The organism is Enterococcus sp. MMGLQ5-1 (genome assembly GCF_013155265.1).
Lineage (GTDB): Bacteria > Bacillota > Bacilli > Lactobacillales > Streptococcaceae > MMGLQ5-1.
The window spans coordinates 29082-50740 of sequence record NZ_JABJXU010000010.1; the positions used below are offsets into that span (position 1 = coordinate 29082).

The window sequence follows — 21659 nt, forward strand, 5'->3', positions numbered from 1 at the left end:
AATTCGACCTTTCATTAAAATTCAATATTTTTAACTTTAATATATATTAATTTTCAGTGTAAGTTGGTTTTTTTTTGAGTCAATTTTTTTTGATTTAACCTTTTTAGTAATTAATAATTTAGATTCTATTTTTGATTTTTATTAAATTATATCCATTATCTTTTTGAGAAGCCTTCTAATGTGATTATAACTCCCAATTTTAATAGTCAATTTACTATTTATTTACTAACTCCTTTTTTATGGAAATTAGATGAAAGAATTTATTAAACAGCTCAAAAAAATTTTATAAATTGATATTCTAACCCTTTTTGGATTGCTTATATCTATAAAATAACAATAGATACGAATTAATTGAGGTATCGCTAAATTTATGAAAGTTGTGTGGATACATGAAACTAAATAGAAAGCAAAAAAATGTGACCCTTCACCTAACACTGCTTCTTATTGTTATGATATTAATGGTTATGTCGTTGCCAATGGTTATTAATGATTGGCATTTATCCTCGTCTTATAACTATGATTTGCTAATTAAAATTTGTTTGATATTAAATACTGTTTTTCTTTGTTGTTTTTGGATTAATGGATTTAAGGATGTTGTTTATGTCCTTTTCTATTTAATAAAAAAGAAGAAATTTGATCAAATAGAAAAGGAATGCTTTAATCAGAAAAAAGCTAATCCTCAAATAAATAATCCCAAGGTTCTTCTCTTATACTGCACTTGCAATGATTTTATGTCAGAATGTCTACTCAGTTCAATGGAGCAGGAATACTCAAATTTTGAGACGATTATCTTAGATGATTCTTCAGATAAATTTTTTCTTGATAAAATTGATGAGTTTTCTTTGAAATATGACACAAGGGTAGTGCGTAGAAAAAATCGAATTGGTTTTAAAGCGGGTAATATTAATAATTATTTAAAGGGAAAAGATGATTATGAATATTTCATCATATTGGATAGTGATGAAATTATTCCACCTAATTTTATAATAGATTCTTTGAAAGTATTTGAGGCTTATCAGGATGTTGGGATTGTTCAGGCTAGACATACTGGGACTAGAAATGAGAACTATTTTATGCAGATATTCGCTCGGAGTATCAAAGCGAATTGGCCCACGTATCTTCAGACTAAGCAATATTATGGCTTTCAATTTTTTTTTGGTCATGGCGCTTTAATTTCTAAAAATTGTTATCAGGCTAGTGGAGGCTTTCCACATTTAGTAGCTGAAGATTTGTGCTTTAGCTTAAAAGCGCGCTTGAAAGGCTATTATACAATTTATGCAAATTCAATCGAGTGTCAGGAGCAGTTCCCAGTTGATTATTATGCATTTAAAAAAAGACATTCTAAATGGACACAAGGAAATTTAGAATTTTTAAAAAAATATGGCAGATTTATTTTCACCTCCTCGTTAAGCTGGTATGAAAAATTTGATTTAATTTTGTTTACCTTTAATTTACCCTTGATGGCAGTTTTTTCAATTTATTTGATAATGAATTTAATAATTTTTCCATTATTAAAATTTTCGCCACATTATGAATTATGGATACTAATTCCGACTATTTTAGTATTTTTAGCCCCAACCTTGAATGATATTATCTACTTTTTAAGAGTTAAAAGTATCTATCGGTTTATTACTTATTGGCTCAGCTCTTTGCTATTGTACGGTTCACTTTTTTTCTTAAGTCTTACGACATATCTTAAATCTATGCTTGGTGTGAAGGCTCGATTTATTGTCACTCCTAAATCATCTAAGGCGTTAAATTTATTTGATGCCATATTTTTAAGTAAAGGTGAGTTGTTCTATGGTGCAGTTTTAACCCTTATTTCTCTTATTTTTACGCATAGCATCTTACCTGTAATTTTAATCATCATACCAGCATTTTCGAGTCCTTTGCTTTTTTTATTGCATAAAAAAGAAAACATGAAGGTAATGATATTACAGGAGCCTTTAATGGAAAATAATGCTGCGATGCCACTAAAAGCTTCTATAGAAAGTATTTCATTCAGCAGAAATGCACTCTTATTGGAAACTGATATTTTGATTGTAGCTAATCAAGGCGAAGTAAAAGCTCAATTTTTAATTGCGGACAAAAAATTGAAAGATAACAATATTTTTTTAACTGTTGAAGAGCAAAAGAAATTTCGCAGGAGGATACGATATCCACTTAATACAACAATGATTTCCTTTACTGATATTAGTGATTTATACTAAAATATTGTTTTTAACTAAATAGCTATAGCCAAAGCGCTCATCGATTTTTTCTATTGATGAGCTCTTTTTTATTCTTTTTAGAATTTTATTGAACTTTTTAATTTGAGTATTTTTGTTAATCTAGCAACAGATTAAATAAAAAGGAGAAAAATCGTTGAAGCAATCAAAAATATTATTAATTTTATGTTCATTGATGCTCAATATTTTCACTACATCGATTGTTAATATTGCTATTGCTGAAGAGCTTGAGACATCGGCTATAAGTAGTGAGAATCAATCAGGAGCCTCAGCGGATAATGCAGATGCAAGTCCTTCGACCAGTATACAAAAATCTGAAAATGAAAGCTTAAATGAGGAAGCCGTTTCATCTTCTGATCGGGATTCAGTAAGTGAAGCCTCTACTAAATCGTCAGCTGCTGAACCGGAATTGCAAATTGAACAGGGAGAAGAAATAGTAACTCGCTCTTTACCTGAAAAAACTGGAAATATTGATGTAAGTAACGCGCAACAATTTAAGGCAGCATGGGAAAATAATGATTGCCATCAAATCACCTTAACAGCGAGTATTGCAATTGCGCTCAATTTAGCTCAAAGAACCTCAGATATTAATATAATCGGAAATGGTTTTGAATTAAGGCTGTCAAGTACTTTGTCTTGGTCACCGGAAAGAGCACAATTAAGCTTATTTAATGACACAACATTAGGTCTATCAAATTTGAATATAACTAATCAAGGTGGAAACTTTAGTCCAGGTTCTGGTCTTATACCTATTTTAGGCGGTAATTTGATTTTAGATGGAAAAGTGACAATTAGGTCGGATGTTGCGAATCCAGCCATAGACCTAACAGGTACACTATCTGTTAATGAAGGTTCAAATATTACCTTGAATTCCAGAGGGGTAGGAATTTCAAATTCAAGAGAAGTGGGTACATTAAATGTTGAACGTAATGCAACTTTTATTATTAATAGTAATGGTAACGGTATAGAGAAATTTAATAATATTGATTTGAGTTCACCTGTCACCATCAATCCTGCAAGCTCAGCAACAGGCATTTCCTTTTCCAATCCTGATTCAAGATTAAATTTGAATAGTGGTGCAAATCTTACGATATCAACTGGTGATTATGGCATTGCGAATACCTCTAACGCTGCAAATGGTACTTTGACTATGGCAGATGGCTCAAATTTAAATGTTGTTTCTAATGGTGCGGGTATTGTTGGCTTTAATCAAATTAATGTTGGCACAGCTGATGGATTGGGAGCCACAGTTGATGTTACTGCTCGTGCTAGAGTTGCTTTTAGTGCACCTAATAAAGCAAGCTCCAGCTTAATTATTAATAAAAATTCAGTTTTCAGTGCTTATGCTAATGGAACCTCTGGCAGCTATTCGGCAATTTCCAGTTTTGGCTTAATTAAAATGATCGGTGCAGAAGTTAAATTGAATTCAAGTAATTATGCTGCAATTGATAATATTACCTCATTGGATATTAATTCAGCGACTTCAATCGATTCAACCTCAAAAATGGGTGGTGTCACTAATTTTAATGACATAAGCTTATCTGGGAGTAGCACAGCTTATACCATGAAAACGAGCGATACAGGTATAAGCACAGGTCAGTCCTTAACGATGACCGATGGTGCTAGCTTAGCTATCTCTGCAGCAACGAGTGGCATTAAAAATGTTGCAGCTCTCAGCCTGATGAATACAAGTATTGCTTCAAATGGTACCTATACACCAACAGTTATTGGTCAATCTTGGGCCAATCTTGATTATGGAATTGATGGTGCAACGGATGTTGTATTAGCAGGCAATGTCACAATCGGAAGCGGTACTAATGGGGGCTTTGATCGGCAAACCTCGCCAAAAAGAATTGCAATTTCTGCTTCTAATTCTGTTAATTTGACTGGAAATAATAATCATATTTATGGTGGCGGTTTGGAATCCAATAGCAGTAACGTAGTTGGTGGTATTACAGCTGAGAATGTTGCCATTGAAAGTAGTGATAATAGCGTGGTGACGTATCATTCAACGGCGCCAGCTGTAACCAATGCTTATACAGGAATTAGCAATACGGCTGCCATTAAAGCAACTGGTAATGTAGCTGTTAGTGGTAGCGCAAATACGTTTATTGGAAAAGGCTATGCATTTGTCACTTCTGATGGTAATCAGCAGCAAAATTCCGTTATTTCAATCAGTGGTAATGGTAATCAGCTCTTGCCAAAGGTAAATACAGATAATAAAGCCAATGCCATTGATACAAGTGCGCTAATAGTTTCTATCACAGGTAATAATAATAATCTGAGTGCGCAGGATAATGGCATATTGAATTGGCGGAGCAGTGCGCCTTCGGTGATAGTTGGTGGCTCGGGCAATCAGATTACTGCAACCTATAGCTCAGATGATGATAGTAATCGTGGTGTTGCCATTAATCTAACGAATAGTGTTGACGGTGTGGTGACTACAGAGGGTGGAACTGAGTCAGCTAATAGGAATGAAATTATCGGTTATCGGGTAGCTATTAAATCAAGAGCTGTTGGTTCTGTAGGAGGCACAATCAATCTGGGTGGAAATGTATTTATTAGCTCAAACTCAGATATGACCGCAATTGGTAAAGTAATTAATTTTACGGCTGGTAATATTGAAATGAAATACATCGGCCGAATTAAGGATGACGGCGCCTCAGCAGAGATAACAGCCAAAAAATCAGTTTTATGGTCTGGTAGTAATTCAGACACATCAGGTAGTGCGGTGAATATACAAGCTGGTGCTAATGTGAAGCTTAATGGTTGGGGCTATATGGATAAGGATAATCCTAATAAAGATAGTAATAATATCTCTTCACCGATTCATTCCTCTTTTGAATATATTAACGTTGAAAATGACGGACAGCTTGCAATTGAGAGCGTTGGTAATGCTATAAATTGGTTTAGAGATCGAGGTAGCTCCAGTACAATGAATCGTGGCTTTGCACAATATATTGTAAAACGGGGTGGCTTATTAAGCTTAAAGTCAAATAGTAAAAATCCCAATGTTGCAGTTGTGCAAAAGCTAGCTTCTGAACCAAGCTCTGGTAAAGGGAATATAGAAATTCAAAATGGTGGTTCATTCATAGCGGAGGGCTCAGGTGGTTTTGTTTTTGACTTGCCTGTTGGTACAACCTTCTCTATCACTAATCCAAAGGTTTTAGATTTAAAAAATACTTCCAATCGACCAGTGTTTTCAAAACAAGCATCATCAACTGGTGAACACACTGTATTTTCGCTTAATAAAACTAATATTTCGCTGTGGCAATTACAGACGGAGCTGAGTGCAACCGAGAATACACCAGATTATTCATATTCCGATGTCAATTATGCGGATATAACAGCAACAGGTAGTGCTTTAGCCTTAACAACAGATCATTCACAGTTTGCGACAGATTTTAGAGCAACTGATGCAATGTCTAATATCAGTCGTATTCGAGCTGAAATTAAAGGTATGACGCGTGTGTACTATCAATTTGAAGAAGATGAGACGACCAAAAAAGAATTTGCAGCGATTGGTAATTTGAATCCTGCAGTTCGATATAGCTTTGGCACTTCATTAGATTACATCTTTAAAACACAAATTAAAGAACCTGGTGCTTCACAAATTCATTATCGCTATCAAGGCTTAACAGAGGGGATTAATGCTCTAAAGCCGCTTATTAATCACTACAATATAGCGCAGACACTGGAAACTGATGGTATTTCACAATATTATCACGATTTTAAAGGAATGACTTGGGATGATTCATCAATGCAGTCCTTTGAAAATTGGCGTGCCTCCTATATAGAAAGTAATGACAGCGAAGGAAATCCAGTTTATGATAATCCAGTTCTAAAACTTAAGAAAATTGATTTTGAAATAAATATTGCTGAAAGCGGATTGGATGATAATAACCAGATAACCCAACAAAATGGAAAATATGGTGATTCATCAACGGCAATCACAATAGGAAAACCAGGATATTCTGCGGTGGTTATTGTTAATAATTCTGACCCGATTATTTTATCTGAGGGAGAAGTAGTCACTCTGCCAATCCAGTATGATTTTGAAAGCATGCCGATTGATAAAAATAATAAATTTAAAGCAGTATGGCAATGGTTAGATTCTGCAGCTAGTGATGATACGATCTCTAGAAAAGGCAGCTTGAATGTTGAAATAGCATATACAAAGGGTGCCGATATTTTTACAATTTCCTCTGCGCCAGATATTGATTTTGGGAAAAATAAAATTTCAAATGGTGCAATTTCAGCTCAAGCATTAAATGAGCCATTAGTTGTAATTGATACAGCGGATGAAAAGCAAGCCTTTTGGCGACTACAATCTCAGATTACGTCATCAAATGCTGCTACAGAAATACCGGGCAGCTATTTAGTTATCAATGACAAAATAATTAATCAAAGCAATTCGAATTTTGTTGAAAAAACCAATGACTCAGGCCCATTAATTGTAGGTAATGAATATCACTTAATGGAACGTAGTGATCAGGAAAAGGTAAAACTAATGATTCCTGATAAAAGTAAGATACTACCGAATAAAAAGTATGAGTATACAATCACATGGACATTATCGGTAGCCCCGTAATTTATTAATTTAGTTACCAATTTTCTTATTTATTAATCTAAGAAATTTGATATAAAAAAAGCCGATAGGCAAAAGGAGAAAAAGATATTATGAAAAGAAACAAAATTATGATGGCAAGTGCATTAGGTCTATTAGCTGCTACAACTTTAAGTGGTGCTCTAACTACTTTTGCTGATGATTCAATTGTTGATACTAAGGGTAAGGTTGAGTTTACGGAAGTTACTGAAAATAATACAGACCCACAATTACCAGGAACTGATCCAGCAAATCCTGAAGGACCAGGTGCTGGCACTGGAGAAGGTGATGGCGATATAACTAAATTATTACGCTTGGATTACATATCTAATTTAGATTTTGGCACACATCCAGCGCCAGCAACGACGACTATTTATAAAGCAAAATCGGTTGTAACCTCTGCTAATAATTACGTGGCGCCATGGTTACAGGTTTCGGATTTACGTTATCAAAGTGCGACACCAGCAACTGGTTGGAATTTAAAGGTGCAATGGAATGATGTACCAACCAGTACAAGTGATGCAACCAAAAAATTAACTGGTGCTAAATTACAATTAAAGGCAGCGGCAATTGGAGATGCTACTGCTTCATCAGTAGTTACTGTTTCTAGTCAAGCAGCAACTGTATTATCCGCAGGTACTGATACAGGTAAAAACGTAACATATGGTACCTTTGGTGCGGTTTCAGATGGCAAATTTACGCTTTTGGATAGTGCAGATTCAACTACTGAAGCGGCAACCTTGGAGGTAATTGGTGGATCAGCAGATGCTGGACAAACCTATGAGTCTACATTGACGTGGACACTTTCAGCACAGCCTTAAGAAAAACGATAGAAAATATAGGATATGCGTACGTATTTTTAAAAATTTAATTTTTAAAAATGGGTACGCATGTATCTATTATGAAAGGAAATTAAACATTAATATGAAACGAAAAAAATTATTGATTCTTATTATATCGATAATATCAATTTTTATGATTAAAATTGATTTGGCTGCTGCGGACAATGTAGGCTTTAGTGTCACTCCTATTTTTCCCGCTAATCAAATTGATTCAACTAAAGGTTATTTTAATTTAGAGATGGCTGCTGGTGAAGTACAAGAAATTCATCTAACCTTGAAAAATAACAAAAATCAAGAAATAACTATTATATCGGAGATTGGCCCAGCCACTACAAATGATAACGGTGTGGTTGATTATTCAGAGTCAAAAATTGATGATTTAGATGATACTTTAAAATTTAATCTTGCAGATCTGGTTCAATACCCAAAGGAAGTCGTCATTAAGCCTAATGAATCTATAGATTATATTATTAATATTACAATGCCAAATAAGGCTATCACAGGTCTAATCGCTGGTGGTATCACCTTTAAAGAAAAAAATACGAATCAAACCACTAATAACTCCGATACGACGAATACGAACGGTATAGCTTTGAAAAATGAAGTTCAGTATATGGATGCCATTTTAATTCAACAAAATTCTGATCCAGTTACGCCTGAGATAAAAATTAATAATGTCAAGGCGGGGCAGAATAATGCCAGGAATGTGATTTTAGCTAATCTACAAAATCCAACCAGCACTTACATTAATAATATTGAAAGTACAGTTAAGGTATCTAAAAAAGGTGTAGATAAGGTAATATATACTCAAAAAACGTCTAGTCAGCAAATGGCACCAAATTCAAATTTTAACTATACTTTGAACTTAGAAAATAATACAGCATTTACTGCGGGAGAGTATGTTTGGAAACAAACCATTACGAGTGGAGATTATAAGTGGCACTTTTCTAAAACATTTACGATTACAGCAAAAGAGGCCAACTCGTTGAACGCTGAGGACGTAACAATTGAAAAAAATGATCATCTTTATTTATATTTTCTAATTGGTTTTTGTTGTATCCTGACATTTATTATTATTTTATTGGTGGTTCGCAATCAAAAATTGAGAAGAACTCAAAAAAATAGTGAAGGTACTAGTTAAAAGGGGGCAGTTTGTCATGAAAAAGCTACAAATAGCCTGTGTTAAGATTATTCTTCTAATTTTCTTAGCATCATGCTCTATGATTATTTTAAACAATTCTGTAAATGCTTTTGAAAACAATTCAAATGCAGGGATAACTTTTACTGATCCAATAGCATCAAGCACTACCACTAATTCAAAATCAGATATCAAATCAGACAGTAGAGAAAAAAAGAGCCTGCCTAAAACTAGTGAAACCAAAAATCAATTTCTAAGCTTTATCGGTCTACTGATTATCTTAGTAATTCTATTTTTTGCCATCAGGCATAACTACAAAAATGATAATTCAAATGAATATAAATAATAGGAATGTGACAAAAGTCCTAACTTTTTTGTATTGTTCGTAATTTACGGAGGACAATACGACAAAGACTAGTCAACGTCTAAGCGGAAAATCCGCTAAGGCACGTTGCCATAAGTTTTTATGTAATTCGCTGAAGCGACAGCTTCAATGCCATAGGAAAATAGACAAAATTTTGAACATTGTCAAAAAAGCTGTAACGACTTGCTTTGAAAGTTGAGCATAAGACTGGAAAATAGTAAAGGCGTTCTTTGCCTATCTATTTTTTCAGCTTATGCCGATACTTTCAAGCCGTTGAAGCTAGATTGTCAAAAAAGCTGAAATGACTGTTTAGCGTTAATGGGTTAAATCAACTAGAAAAGTAGTGATACAAGTATGTCTTGCAATTTGGCAAAAATCGCCAAAGTGAATGAATGCAAGACTAGCTTGTTCGCACTTTTTCTTTAATTTCCTATACGCTGGTCATTGAAGCTGATTGTTTAAAAAGCGTAAACGGCTTGTTCCGAAATATGCGTCTAAGCAGAAAATAATTGCTTAATCTTATCCACGACCTCTAAGCACTTTAGTGCTTAGAGGTCGTGGATAATGGCGTTTTTTTGCCATGCCGACTAACTGCCTCAAATTTCAGAATGAAATTTGAGGCAGTTAGTCAGTAAGGTATGCAATTGAATTATTTTTTCTTGTATCGAATATTTCAAGCCGTTGGAGCTAGATTACCTAAACAATCTCAAAAAAAGTACATTTTCTGTTCGAGCGTAGTATGCCCGAGCAAATAAACGCGAAATTGGCTTGTCTATTTTTCACAGTTTTAATAAGAGAAAGAAATTACCTTGCTTTATAATTTTTTGACAAGGTAATTTAGCCTATTTTCTAAGTCGTTGAATGTTTTTTTCCCACCTTTGTTTTAGCTTTAAAATTTAATTATTAAATTTTGCTTGACGAATATTTCGGATTTCATTAGCGATTTTTACCCAGTCATTATCCATTAAAGCCATATCAATGATGATTTTTTTACATGAGGTCTTGAAATCAGAAATGTTGGTAAGAATTAAATCATAATTTTCGATACTCTCTAAAGAATCATTTACGTAAATTGGATAAAAATTTGCAAAGTTTGAATGCTGCAAATTGAGCTGCTCCACTATAAAGTTAGAATGTGCAGTAAAGCTGTTTAATAAAATACCTACATTGACTTTTGGTTGTCTCAAAATAATTGAATATAAAAGATGGTCCCAATTTATAATAACTCTAAAGAATATTTCGTAGATATTAATTTCAACCGACACAATTGGCTCGATATGCTGTTCAAAAATATGCTTGAAATTTAAGAAAAAATCCTCCGAGATTTCTTTGTTTTCTAAAATAAAACGTGTTGATGAATCGTTTAAGATAAAAGTTGGTATTTTTCGATATTCCATTTCAGATAAATAATTAACAATTTCAAGAATTAAATCTTGTTTGTTCACGATTGGGATTGAGTAGCTGCTTGAAAGTTGATTCAAAAATGCTTCTGTAGCGATTGTTTTTTCTTGAATTACTTTATCCTTTTGATTCGCCATTAAGTATTGGTATGAAAATTGATAGGGGAAATCAAGATAATTTGAAAATATTCTCACAATTATATCTGAGGTTAAATCCATTTTAAAAATAGCCTTGAAAGAATTGACAAACTCACTTGAAGATAATGAGCTTAAATTTAATCCAGTGTGGATTTTTTCAGGGTTTGGCAATGCCTTATATTGAAAACCAGATTTTTGCCGATACAAATTAATAAGCACTTTAGTTGTATCATGGCCAATTTCCGTAATTTGACTTTTTTTACCCCAATCCTTGTGAATTGTCTTATAAAATTCTATAAATAGGTCTATTTGTGCTTCTGGAAATGGATATGGTCGACTTGGATAAGCTTCAAGGAAATAAATTGTATAGAGGTCAATAATATTTTTTTCATCGCCCACAACTCTAAGCGGTCGAGTTTTGATTTCAATATTAAATGGTGAGAGTATTTTTCTAAGCTCACTTAGTTTTCTTTTCAGGGTTGATAAACTTAAAAATAATTCTTGAGAAAGGTCAAAAATCGTGAGCTGAGAGTTGAAAAATAATTTTTCAAGAATGTTAAAATAAATGTTGTTCTTTAAAAAATTAGCATAGATATTAGAAATATTTTCACTTTTAACAGTCACTAAATTTAAAGAGGATTTGGTGGTTTCAAAATAATTAGGCGTAATAATTGAATTAATCTTTTTGATTTCATATTCAATTTGATCTGTTTCAATTGAAAATTCGCTATTTAATTTAGATAATTGTATTTGATTATTTGTGTAGGCCTCTTCAATTAACTTAATATAAGTTATTTCTTTCTTGGTAAAAAAATTTGTAAACAAAAACTCACTTCCTCATTCAAATAGATAGGATATTTATAACATTTTAAAAATTGTCTGAGGTTATTATATCATTTGTATTATTCTATTTGAAAATAAAAAAATTATAAAATCAGATAATAAAATAACTTTAAGTTATAGATTGAATAATTTTAAATATATCTTATTTATAATAAGTAACGAAAATGAAATTTTGAGAATTAATATTTTAAGTAGATAGTAAATATTATTATTTGTTTAATTATTAGGCAATAACTATAATAGATTAAAATGATTCTGGTCTAATGCTTTTTTAGAATAAATGAGTAATATTAATTTTAAAGCATACTATTTAAAAATAAAAAATGATAAATGTAAATAAAAGTTAAATTTAGTGTGTTTTTGGCTTACCATATATGAGTATCAATAAAAATATATGGGGGAAATTGGAATGAGAAAAAAACAGAATCAATACGTCGCAATACGTCAGCTAGAAGAAATTAAGATTGGCTATGCTCGGGTCTCTTCTATTGATGATCGTCAAAAATTGGGCCTCGCAGTTCAACTTGAAGCATTAAAAGACTGCCAAATTATTTTTTCAGAAAAGCAATCAGGTAGTAATGATAAACGCACAGAGCTAATTAAGGGTACTAATTTTGCTAAAGAGCTAGCTGGCTGCGGTAAGAAGGTTTCTTTTTGTGTTTATAAAATGGATCGATTAAGTCGTAAGACATCAACCTTACTAAAATTGGTTGAGGATTTAAAGGAGCATCAAATTGAGTTTGTAAGCGTAAAGGAAAATATTGATACCTCAACTCCAACTGGTATTCTTATGTATCAATTATTAGGTATATTTGCTGAGTTTGAATTAAATAATATTAGGCAGAGAACTAGAGAGGGGCTTGAGCAGGCGAGAAAAAATGGTGTTGTACTTGGGAAACCGCCTGTTTCAAAGCAAAAGCAAAGAGAAATTATCAGATTATATCGTTTAAATACACTTTCGGTTAAACGTATTGCTGAGCGCTTAGAAGTCTCAGAAAGCACAGTTTATAAAATTGCTCGACAGCATGGGTTATCACGAAAAAAAAAAGATAAAAATCGTTGATGAAATATATTAATTTATTCATTAGAAGAATTTGGAACTATACTTATAGAAATTGCTACTCATATTGACAGGATCAAGAAATAGTGGCAATTTTTCAACAAGTAGAATTGATATTATTGCATTAATACAGATAATAAAACAGACATCTATCCAATCCCGGAGAGGTGTCTATTTTATTTGATAATATGATTAGCCGTTTTTTAACTGCCGCTATTATTTTAATATTTCAGTTGATTATTGCTAGCAATTTTATCCAAGATATTGATTAGTTTGCTTAAATCATCACTTAGCACAGCTTGTTTTAAGAAGGCATATTGAATATAAAATATTTCTTTGTCTTGTGGAACTAATGGAATTTTGATTAGGCCTTCTATATCCTGAAAGTAGGGAAAATCAGTCATTAGTGTAATACCAATGTTTGACTTAACTAGTTGACCGATTGTTTGGACATCAGAAAAATAAAATAAGATTTGAGCCTTTTTTTTATATTTTTCATTGAGCTTTTGGAAGGCTTTCATATGTGTATTGCCTTCCTCTAGTAAAATAAAAGGATAATCAAGCGTCTCTTCAAATGAAATTTCGTTTTTTTTTGCAAGTGGGTTATCTTTAGAAACGAAAATAAAGAATTCTTGCTGCTGAATTAATTTAACGCTTAAATCAGGATGCTGCAAAGGTGTAACGCTTCCAATTAAACTAAAATCTAGCCGCCCAGATAGTAGCTGGGCAAGTAGTTTATTTGAACCACCTGAGACTAAATGAAAATTTGCTATAAAGCTAAGTGCCCCTCTCTCATTTAGTAGCTGTGAAAAGATTCTCGAGCGGATGATTGGTGGAAAGCCGATATGAATTTTATTCTTTTTAGAATGCTCAATCGCACGTTCAACGGTGATAAATTCATTTAGTATGTTCTCAATATGCACCTTTAAGATTGCGCCTTCATTCGTAAGTAAAATCGAGCGATGTGATGCTTCTCTTTTAATCAAATCACAACCGTAATATTGTTCTAATCGTTTGATAGCGTAACTAATCGTAGGCTGGCTTACATTAAACTGGTTGGCTACCTGAGTAAATGATAGTAAGTCGCCCAACGCATTAAAATATTCAAAATCACGTATATTCATTCTTCAATTTCTCCTTTTAGTTAGTTTATCACTTAATTGTTTGTTATAAATAAAATTTATCATAACATGCTGATTTGACTATATTTATTATAGAGAATTAAAGTAACAAATGTAAATTAGCTTTATTACTAAATTATTTTAATTGGAGGATGTACAATGCGTGCACATGAAATTTTGAATAACCCTTTTTTAAATAAAGGTACTGCCTTTACATTAGAAGAACGTCAAGGACTTGGTTTGGTCGGTTTACTGCCACCACATATTCAAACCATTGAAGAACAGGCGGAGCAGACCTATCAGCAGTATTTGACCAAACAATCTGATATTGAAAAACGTCATTTTTTAATGGAAATTTTTAATACAAACAGAACGTTATTTTATTATTTATTTAATCAGCACATTGTTGAATTTAATCCAATAGTTTATGATCCAACAATCGCTGATACGATAGAAAATTATAGTCACTTATTTATTGATCCACAATATGCAGCCTATCTTGATATTAATCATCCAGAAAATATTAAGGAAACGTTAAAAAATGCTGCAGGAGAGCGAAAAATACGCCTGATTGTGGTTACTGATGCCGAAGGCATTCTTGGAATTGGGGACTGGGGAACCCAAGGTGTTGATATTTCAGTCGGTAAATTAATGGTTTATACAGCAGCGGCCGGTATTGATCCCTCCTGTGTATTGCCGATTGTTATTGATGCAGGCACGACACGCAAAGAGCTGCTTAATGATCCTTTATATCTTGGCAACCACCAAGAACGTATTTATGGCGAACAGTATTACGCATTTATCAATCAATTTGTGGAAACAGCTGAGGCATTATTCCCTAAGCTATATTTACATTGGGAAGATTTTGGACGCTCGAATGCAGCTAATATCTTGGATAAATACAAAAATAAAATACCAACTTTTAACGATGACATTCAAGGGACGGGAATCGTTGTTCTTGGTGGTATTTTTGGTGCTTTAGATATTACCGGTGAAAAGTTAGTTGACCAAGTTTACCTTTGTTATGGCGGCGGCTCAGCAGGTGCAGGGATTGCGAGCAGAGTACATGCGGAAATGGTTAGTGAAGGCTTGTCAGAGGCAGAAGCATATCAGCATTTCTTTATGGTAGATCAGCAAGGCTTATTATTTGATGATATGAAAGACTTGACGCCTGCACAAAAACCTTTTGCAAAAAAACGTTCAGATTTTAAAAATTCAGGTGAGATGGCTCAGCTGCTAAATGTGATTAAAAGCGTTAAGCCAACTATTTTGGTAGGGACCTCTACAGATGCAGGTGCATTTACCAAAGAAGTGGTTGAGGCGATGTGTGAAAACACAAATCGTCCAATCATTTTTCCAATTTCAAATCCAACAAAAAAATTAGAGGCAACGGCAGAACAAGTAATTCAATGGTCTGATGGCAAAGCCTTCGTTGCAACAGGAGTTCCTTCAGGGACTGTCGATTACAAAGGTGTTGCTTATCAAATTGGTCAAGCGAATAATGCTTTAATTTATCCGGGCTTGGGCTTAGGGATGCTTGCTTCGGAAGCGTCTTTGCTTACCGATGAAATGATTGGTGCAGCTGCTCATTCATTAAGCGGTCTTGTTGATTCAAGACAAGCTGGTGCGCCAGTCTTACCACCATTTAAATATGTCGCAGATGTTTCAGTTAAAGTGGCTGAGGCAGTTGCTAATAAAGCGCAGGAACAAGGCTTAGCTCAGTCCGAAGAAACAGACATGGCCAAAGCAGTTAAAAAGCTTAAATGGTATCCAAAATATTAGGAAAGGTAAGTAAATGAAAAATTTTAAAGATATTAAAATTTCGGGGATTAGTCTACCGCTATATGTCTTCTTTATGATTGTGATTGCTGGGGCAATTGCATTAGATAAATTACCGCTTAATATGGTTGGCTTGACGTTATTATTAGTTGCTCTGGGGCATTTTCTATATTACATTGGTGAAAAGCTGCCGATTATGAATTCATATCTTGGGGGAGGCTCTGTATTTACTTTAATTGGAGCGACACTGCTAGCCTCCTTTCATCTGATACCAGCTCATGTGATTACAGCGGTTGGCAAATTTATGGGAGGACAATTTGGTTTTCTTGATTTCTATATTGCAGCGCTTATTTGTGGCTCCATTTTAGGCATGAATCGTAATTTATTAGTGAAGGCCTCTACCAAATTTATCCCAGTTGCTTTAGGGACGATGGTTGTCGGCTTCTTTTCAGTCGGCTTAGTCGGCGTGCTTTTAGGACAAGGCTTTGCGCATTCTGTGATGTATGTTTCGATGCCAATGATGGCTGGAGGGATGGGTGCTGGTATAACCCCACTTTCTCAAATCTATGCTGCCGGCTTAGCTCATGGCAATCAGGCCGCAATATTTTCACAATTAGCACCATCAGTGACCTTTGGTAATATTATTGCAGTCATCGGTGCATTATTAATTTCAAAGGTGTTTGCCAATTCAAAATATAATGGACATGGTACGCTAATTTCAGCGACGAAAGAGGAGCTGGAAAAGCCAAAAATTACACTAGATGCACAAAAAATCGGCGTTGGGATGCTATTTGCCTTTTCATTACTTACAGTCGGCTGTATTTTAAATAACTTTTTCCCTAAGGTTCATGAATATGCTTTTATGATTATTATCGTCTTTATATTGAAGGCGGTCAATATTGTCCCTAAAAAATTGGAAGCGTCTGTTGTAATGTTTAATCAAGTGATTATGACTAATCTGACACATGCGGTTTTAGCTGGGATTGGTCTTGCTATGATTGATTTAACAACGCTTGAATCAGCATTTACATGGCAGTTTGTCGTGCTTTGTCTAACAAGCGTGATTTCGATGGGGCTTTGTAGTTGGTTTTTAGGAATGGCGCTAGGTATGTACCCAGTTGAAACAGCGATTGGTGCAGGTATGATTAATAATTCAATGGGTGGTACAGGTAATATTGCGGTTTTATCAGCAGCTGATAGAATGGAAATGATTGCCTTTGCTCAAATGGCTAATCGCTTATGTGGTGCCATTGTCTTAATTCTAGGTGGTATTTTAATTCGTTTCTTTTATCATTAATTTTTATGAGCTACGAGTTAAAATATTAAATGTATAAATATGAAATAGTAGCTAGAGAATTTGATAAATACTAAATAGGAGGGCTGTGACATAAGTCCTCCTATTTTGATTTAATGCTGAGAGTAATGAAGGTCATCGTTTTGAAGCTCTCGGTATAAGTCTCAATCATTTGTGAAAAGAGGTCTTCATACTACTTGCTCGATTTCTTATCAAGCAGCCTATTGGAATGGTAGGAATAAGGTAGAAATTAATAAATTTATAGCTTGCTAAATGCCTTTTTATCACCAACGCTTTTTACTTAATTTATCGGAAAAATTATATCCCTTAGAATATTAATAACAATCGATATTTTTGGTTGAAATTAATTTCATTTATTTTGAAACATGACATAATTGCGTTGACTGTTTGTTATTTAATGATGGTTAACCCCTTATTTTATCAATAAAGATTTTTACGATGCAATAGCTGGATTAATCGGTAACCCCTTTTAAAAATTTTTATTTTAAAGGATTTAATGATTAATTACTTGATTATTGTGGATGATATTGATTTATTTACATTTATGATAAGCTATATTTAATTAATAATCGTTTTGAGACCGTAATAATAGCAGTTATCAATCTTTGAAAATGAAGTGAGAAAGTGGAGGGAGAGTAATGAGCTTAAAACGGGTAACAGAGCTACTTGATTTATCAGAAGTATTTTTTTTGGCAACTACGTCAACACAGGGTGTGCAAATTCGGCCGTTTGGCGTCTACATCGTCTTTCAAGATGAAATCTATTTTATTACTAACACAGGTAAGGCAGTTTTTGAGCAGCTGAAGGCTAATCCACGTATTCAAATTTCCGCAATTCTGCCTGATAGATGGTTCAGAATTTCTGGTGACCTAGCTGAAGGATCAGTTGAATCCTTGGAGGCCTTTAGGCGAGCATTTCCAAAGTATGGACAGCAAAATGATGCAGTAACCTTTGTGTTAAGGAACGGTACCTTAATTGAATATCCATCAAATGGTCCTGTAACTTGTTCATCAATTTAAATTATTAATCTTGCTGGAGATGCCAAATTTTTAACATCAGAGCTGATGTTGGCTAATATAACCATTATTGGCTCTCCAATCTTACAGGTATCAAGACCGGCCTTCTTAAAAAATGCTTTTGAGCTTTTGCCACCGAGTGCATTTCAAAATAAAATTATCGATTTGGTGAGAACGGTGGATCTAAAAAGCATTTTTTAGTGGCTGAAACACAGCTAAAACTAATCATAAATTATTTGAAGGCTATATGCTATCAAATTATATTTTTACTGAGGTGCTTGATTTTTTTCAACCACAATTTATTAACGATGATGTCCATTTCAGGATTAATCAGCTGATAGATAATATTTTTCTTTTCGCTAAAGCCTATAATCTTATTGGGCAGGAAAAGAGGTCAGCTATGATTTTTAATTAATATCATAGCAATTAAAATATTTTTATCTTCTAAGGCTTATCAATATAATTAATAGGGTTGATTTTCGATTTGCTGCTGAAAGGTTTTAAATTTAATTGACTCAGCTAATAGTTAAATGATGTGTAAGCATTTTACGATTAATCGGTGAAATGCTTTTTTTATCTAAGGCTTTTGAAACTTCTTAATAATTAGGAGTAATCGTTTTGAAAATTTTAAAATTAAGCGAGAATATATTGTGATATAATGAGCATAAAATATCAGTTAGGAATGGTGAATTGATGATGGGCATTCGTAAATTAGAATACTTTATTGCAACGGTTGAATATGGCAGCTTTTCAAATGCAGCTCAGCATTTATATATATCCGCTTCAGCAGTTAATCAGCAAATTACAGCATTAGAAAACGAAACTAAGCTGGTTTTATTTAATCGTACGAAGTATAAGCCGGTTTTGACGGCAAGTGGGCAAATATTTTATCAGCAGGCTCGGCAGCTTGTTGATGCTTATTATCATGCCATAGAGCTGGCACATGAGGCAGCAAAAACGCTTAGAATTGGACCGACAGGTCCTGTGGAGCGTAATTTATTACCAGTATTACTAGATGCATATCGGACAAAATATTCGGACTTAGAATTTGAATTTAAGCATGGCACCTTTAAAATGCTGCGTGAGAGCTTATTAGACGGTAGTCTTGACGTTGCATTTGGCATTGAGGATGATTTTAAGGCGCCAATGATTGAAATTGTCCCGTTAAAGCCGCTAGAGATGGTAGTGATTTGTGCAAAAAAGCATCCACTTGCCACGGAAAAATTATTGACCGGTAAGCAGTTGAAAGACATACCTCTTGTTATTTTCTCAAAGGCAACAGGTGAATACTATTATCAAAACTTATTTAAATCCTTTAAATTAGATGGAGTGACACCAGTAATCCATGCAACCTATGATAATATTGATGAATTATTAACAGCTGTCCGAGTGCAGAAGGGAGTCGCTGTAATTTCAAAAGAGGTGGTAAAAAATCAAGAGGACATTGCAATGATTGATTTGAAAGAGACGCATCACCATTCATCGTACTGTGTAGCCTACGCAATTCCTACGACGCCATTAATTCATTCTTTTATTCAACATGTTATTGATTATTTTAACGATATACCAAATATTTTGTAATTTTTTCTAATAGTGTTGATAAGTGAATTATTCTTTTATTTCAAGCCAATTCGGGCTATAATTTTGCTAGAATAGATTGTTACTTTTTTAACAAAATATAACTGCTTATATATGGAGGCTTTTATGCGAAAAATTGTAGTCAACGGTGTAAATGGTAATTTTGGCAGTGTGGTTGCTGAAAAAATTCAGCAGCTTGTCCCAAAGGAAAAATTGTTATTTACTGCCCCTGATAGTTCATCCTTACAAAAATTTCAGTCGCTGGGTATTGAAACTGCTGTTGCTGATTATAACGATGTTTCAAAATTAATTTCAATTTTTGAAAATGCTGATAAGGTTTTATTAATTTCAATGCCCTTTGTCGGTGAAAAACGTCGTCAAGCGCATCAAAATGCTGTTGAAGCTTGCGTTAAGGCTAATGTAAATCAAATTGTCTATACATCAGTTCTTTCGGCTGCAAATCCATTAAATCCTAGTATTGAAAATATCGATCATGCTTATACTGAGTCCATTATTCAAAATACGCCACTGGATTATCTAATTTTAAGAAATTCACTTTTTGCTGAAGCCTTTACTTCTGAATATCAGTTAACTGTTAATAATCATCAAGCAATAATTACTAAAAATGCAGGTGAAGGTCGTGTTGCCTACATTTCAAGAAGAGATGCGGCATATGCTGCTGCATGTGCACTAGCAAATGACTTATTACATCGACAAATATTAAATATTAATGGTTTTGAGTTGGTCTCTTATGAGGCATTTTTAGCGATTGGTAATCAAGTGACCAATAATCAAATACGGTATCAAAGACAAACTGATGAAGAATTATATATTTATTTTGATCAAATCGGTGTGCCCAGAGATACTGATGGTGATTTTTCTAAGAGCCCAATTCAAGCGACTTCAGAAGGTATGGTAACTTTTGGTATGGCTGTTCGAGACGGCTATCTTGACGTTGAAGTGAATGATTTTCCAAAGCTAACAGGACGCCAGCCTTTAAGTCTTAAATTTATGTTTGAGCATCTGGATGATTTTTTATTGGGTGAGCGTCATGCGCTAGAGTCTGATTAAAGTAATTAATCTATAAACTGAGTAAGCTTTGTAATTTGAAGGCTATACTCAGTTTTTTTATTAAATTTAGATAACATTGTTAGATTTACTTACGATCTTGATTATAATTCAATGCTTTGATTTTACGCTATTCACACTTATACTAGAATTATTAAAAATATTGTGAAGTTATTTACAAACAAGGAGGAAATTATGAAAATTATTGTGAATGGTGTGGATGGCAACTTTGGTTCAATTGTTGCAAAAGAATTATTGACTAAAGTTAATGCCGAAAATTTAATCTTTACTGCACCAAGTGAAAGCGGTTTAGACTCATTTTTAAATTCTGGTGCAACTTTGAGAGTTGCAAACTTTAATCACCAATCGTCACTTGTTGAAGCATTTAAAGGTGGAGATGTGATGCTACTTATTTCAGCACCCTTTGTTGGGAAAAAACGGCAACAGGCGCATCGAAATGCGATTAACGCTGCGATTGATGCAGGCGTTCAAAAAATTGTCTATACTTCGCTGGTTAATGCTTCAGACCCAACTAATCCAAGTATTGAAAAAATTGATCATGCATACACTGAAGACTATCTGGTTAATCAAACCAAATTGTATTACAATTTTATGCGGAATTCTCAATATGCTGAAGCAATGATTACTAGCTATCTGAATGCAGCAGCAACGAGCGGTGTTCAGGCTTCAAATCAGGCTGATGGTGAGATGGCATATGTTTCCCGAAAGGATTGTGCATTAGCTGCTGCGTACGCGTTACAAGGGCCTGTTGAAGAAAAAAGAATTTTTAATATTAATGGTGCTGAATTAATGACGCTTGCCCGTTTTGTTGAAATCGGAAATCAGGTAACGGGTAAAAATGTACATTATCAAGTGGCTAGTGACGAAGAGACTTATGCTGCTTTTGATGCAATGGGTGTACCTAGGACAACCGATGGTGATTTTAAAAAGGATTCACCAGCACCGTATTCTAGTGAAGGGATGGTAACATTTGGTCAAGCAATTCGCGAGGGTAAAATGAATACCTTTACAGAGGATTTTGAATTATTAACTGGGCAGAAACCAGTTAGTGTTAAAGCAATGTTTGAACAGCTAGAGGCATATCAAGTAGGGGTAAGGAATGCCACTGATGATTAAATTAGACTGCTAATATTGTTTTAGAT

14 protein-coding genes are annotated in these 21659 nt (G+C 33.9%); 12 read left to right on the top strand and 2 right to left on the bottom strand.

Going from position 1 to position 21659, the window contains the following annotated elements; genetic code table 11:
* Positions 1–731: 731 nt before the first annotated feature.
* The 5 genes from HOY35_RS10360 (at position 732) to HOY35_RS10380 (ending at position 9160) form a co-directional block, all read left to right on the top strand.
* Complete coding sequence (locus HOY35_RS10360; RefSeq protein ID WP_172213501.1) at positions 732–2210, top strand: glycosyltransferase family 2 protein; 1479 nt, start codon at positions 732–734, stop codon at positions 2208–2210.
* Positions 2211–2364: 154 nt separating this feature from the next.
* The gene (locus HOY35_RS10365) at positions 2365–6819 is read left to right on the top strand and encodes a pectate lyase-like adhesive domain-containing protein (protein WP_172213499.1); all 4455 of its coding nucleotides are present in this window, start codon (positions 2365–2367) and stop codon (positions 6817–6819) included.
* An 89-nt stretch (positions 6820–6908) separates the two neighbouring features.
* Positions 6909–7655, top strand: coding sequence for a WxL domain-containing protein (locus HOY35_RS10370; protein WP_172213497.1), 747 nt, complete (start codon positions 6909–6911; stop codon positions 7653–7655).
* A 103-nt stretch (positions 7656–7758) separates the two neighbouring features.
* Positions 7759–8817: a DUF916 and DUF3324 domain-containing protein gene (locus HOY35_RS10375; protein WP_172213495.1), complete on the top strand. Its 1059-nt coding sequence runs from the start codon at positions 7759–7761 to the stop codon at positions 8815–8817.
* 16 nt (positions 8818–8833) lie between these two features.
* The gene (locus tag HOY35_RS10380) at positions 8834–9160 is read left to right on the top strand and encodes an LPXTG cell wall anchor domain-containing protein (RefSeq protein WP_172213493.1); all 327 of its coding nucleotides are present in this window, start codon (positions 8834–8836) and stop codon (positions 9158–9160) included.
* Between the two features lie 914 nt (positions 9161–10074).
* Here the strand turns inward: HOY35_RS10380 and HOY35_RS10385 are convergent.
* Positions 10075–11541 carry a helix-turn-helix domain-containing protein gene (locus tag HOY35_RS10385; RefSeq protein ID WP_172213491.1) on the bottom strand — a complete coding sequence of 489 codons (1467 nt, stop codon included), beginning with the start codon at positions 11539–11541 and terminating at the stop codon, positions 10075–10077.
* A gap of 427 nt (positions 11542–11968) precedes the next feature.
* Here HOY35_RS10385 and HOY35_RS10390 point away from each other — a divergent pair, with 427 nt between their 5' ends.
* Positions 11969–12622 (top strand): recombinase family protein, encoded by a 654-nt coding sequence (locus tag HOY35_RS10390; RefSeq protein ID WP_172213489.1) that lies wholly within the window; start codon positions 11969–11971, stop codon positions 12620–12622.
* 218 nt (positions 12623–12840) lie between these two features.
* Here the strand turns inward: HOY35_RS10390 and HOY35_RS10395 are convergent, their stop codons facing one another.
* Positions 12841–13743: a LysR family transcriptional regulator gene (locus tag HOY35_RS10395; RefSeq protein WP_172213487.1), complete on the bottom strand. Its 903-nt coding sequence runs from the start codon at positions 13741–13743 to the stop codon at positions 12841–12843.
* 156 nt (positions 13744–13899) lie between these two features.
* Between HOY35_RS10395 and HOY35_RS10400 the strand changes: the two genes are divergently transcribed.
* The 6 genes from HOY35_RS10400 to HOY35_RS10425 all read left to right on the top strand — a co-directional run bounded on the left by HOY35_RS10400 (position 13900) and on the right by HOY35_RS10425 (position 21633).
* A complete protein-coding gene (locus HOY35_RS10400) occupies positions 13900–15522 on the top strand; it encodes a malolactic enzyme (protein WP_172213485.1) in 1623 nt (540 codons plus the stop codon).
* Between the two features lie 13 nt (positions 15523–15535).
* Entirely contained in the window at positions 15536–16816 is a 1281-nt protein-coding gene (locus tag HOY35_RS10405; protein WP_172213483.1) for a 2-hydroxycarboxylate transporter family protein, read from the top strand.
* A 656-nt stretch (positions 16817–17472) separates the two neighbouring features.
* Positions 17473–17853: a pyridoxamine 5'-phosphate oxidase family protein gene (locus HOY35_RS10410; RefSeq protein WP_172213481.1), complete on the top strand. Its 381-nt coding sequence runs from the start codon at positions 17473–17475 to the stop codon at positions 17851–17853.
* 693 nt (positions 17854–18546) lie between these two features.
* Positions 18547–19431 (top strand): LysR family transcriptional regulator, encoded by an 885-nt coding sequence (locus tag HOY35_RS10415; protein WP_172213479.1) that lies wholly within the window; start codon positions 18547–18549, stop codon positions 19429–19431.
* A gap of 123 nt (positions 19432–19554) precedes the next feature.
* Positions 19555–20499, top strand: a complete 945-nt coding sequence (locus HOY35_RS10420) for an NAD(P)H-binding protein (RefSeq protein ID WP_172213477.1) — start codon at positions 19555–19557, stop codon at positions 20497–20499.
* 192 nt (positions 20500–20691) lie between these two features.
* Positions 20692–21633 (top strand): NmrA family NAD(P)-binding protein, encoded by a 942-nt coding sequence (locus HOY35_RS10425; protein WP_216656372.1) that lies wholly within the window; start codon positions 20692–20694, stop codon positions 21631–21633.
* Positions 21634–21659 lie beyond the last annotated feature (26 nt).

Excerpts from the sequence above, each read along its gene's own strand:
- HOY35_RS10360 (WP_172213501.1), top strand. The coding sequence starts at position 732 with ATGTCAGAATGTCTACTCAGTTCAATGGAGCAGGAATACTCAAATTTT.
- HOY35_RS10370 (WP_172213497.1), top strand. The coding sequence starts at position 6,909 with ATGAAAAGAAACAAAATTATGATGGCAAGTGCATTAGGTCTATTAGCT.
- HOY35_RS10375 (WP_172213495.1), top strand. The coding sequence starts at position 7,759 with ATGAAACGAAAAAAATTATTGATTCTTATTATATCGATAATATCAATT.
- HOY35_RS10380 (WP_172213493.1), top strand. The coding sequence starts at position 8,834 with ATGAAAAAGCTACAAATAGCCTGTGTTAAGATTATTCTTCTAATTTTC.
- HOY35_RS10390 (WP_172213489.1), top strand. The coding sequence starts at position 11,969 with ATGAGAAAAAAACAGAATCAATACGTCGCAATACGTCAGCTAGAAGAA.
- HOY35_RS10395 (WP_172213487.1), bottom strand. The coding sequence starts at position 13,743 with ATGAATATACGTGATTTTGAATATTTTAATGCGTTGGGCGACTTACTA.
- HOY35_RS10400 (WP_172213485.1), top strand. The coding sequence starts at position 13,900 with ATGCGTGCACATGAAATTTTGAATAACCCTTTTTTAAATAAAGGTACT.
- HOY35_RS10405 (WP_172213483.1), top strand. The coding sequence starts at position 15,536 with ATGAAAAATTTTAAAGATATTAAAATTTCGGGGATTAGTCTACCGCTA.
- HOY35_RS10410 (WP_172213481.1), top strand. The coding sequence starts at position 17,473 with ATGAGCTTAAAACGGGTAACAGAGCTACTTGATTTATCAGAAGTATTT.
- HOY35_RS10415 (WP_172213479.1), top strand. The coding sequence starts at position 18,547 with ATGGGCATTCGTAAATTAGAATACTTTATTGCAACGGTTGAATATGGC.
- HOY35_RS10420 (WP_172213477.1), top strand. The coding sequence starts at position 19,555 with ATGCGAAAAATTGTAGTCAACGGTGTAAATGGTAATTTTGGCAGTGTG.
- HOY35_RS10425 (WP_216656372.1), top strand. The coding sequence starts at position 20,692 with ATGAAAATTATTGTGAATGGTGTGGATGGCAACTTTGGTTCAATTGTT.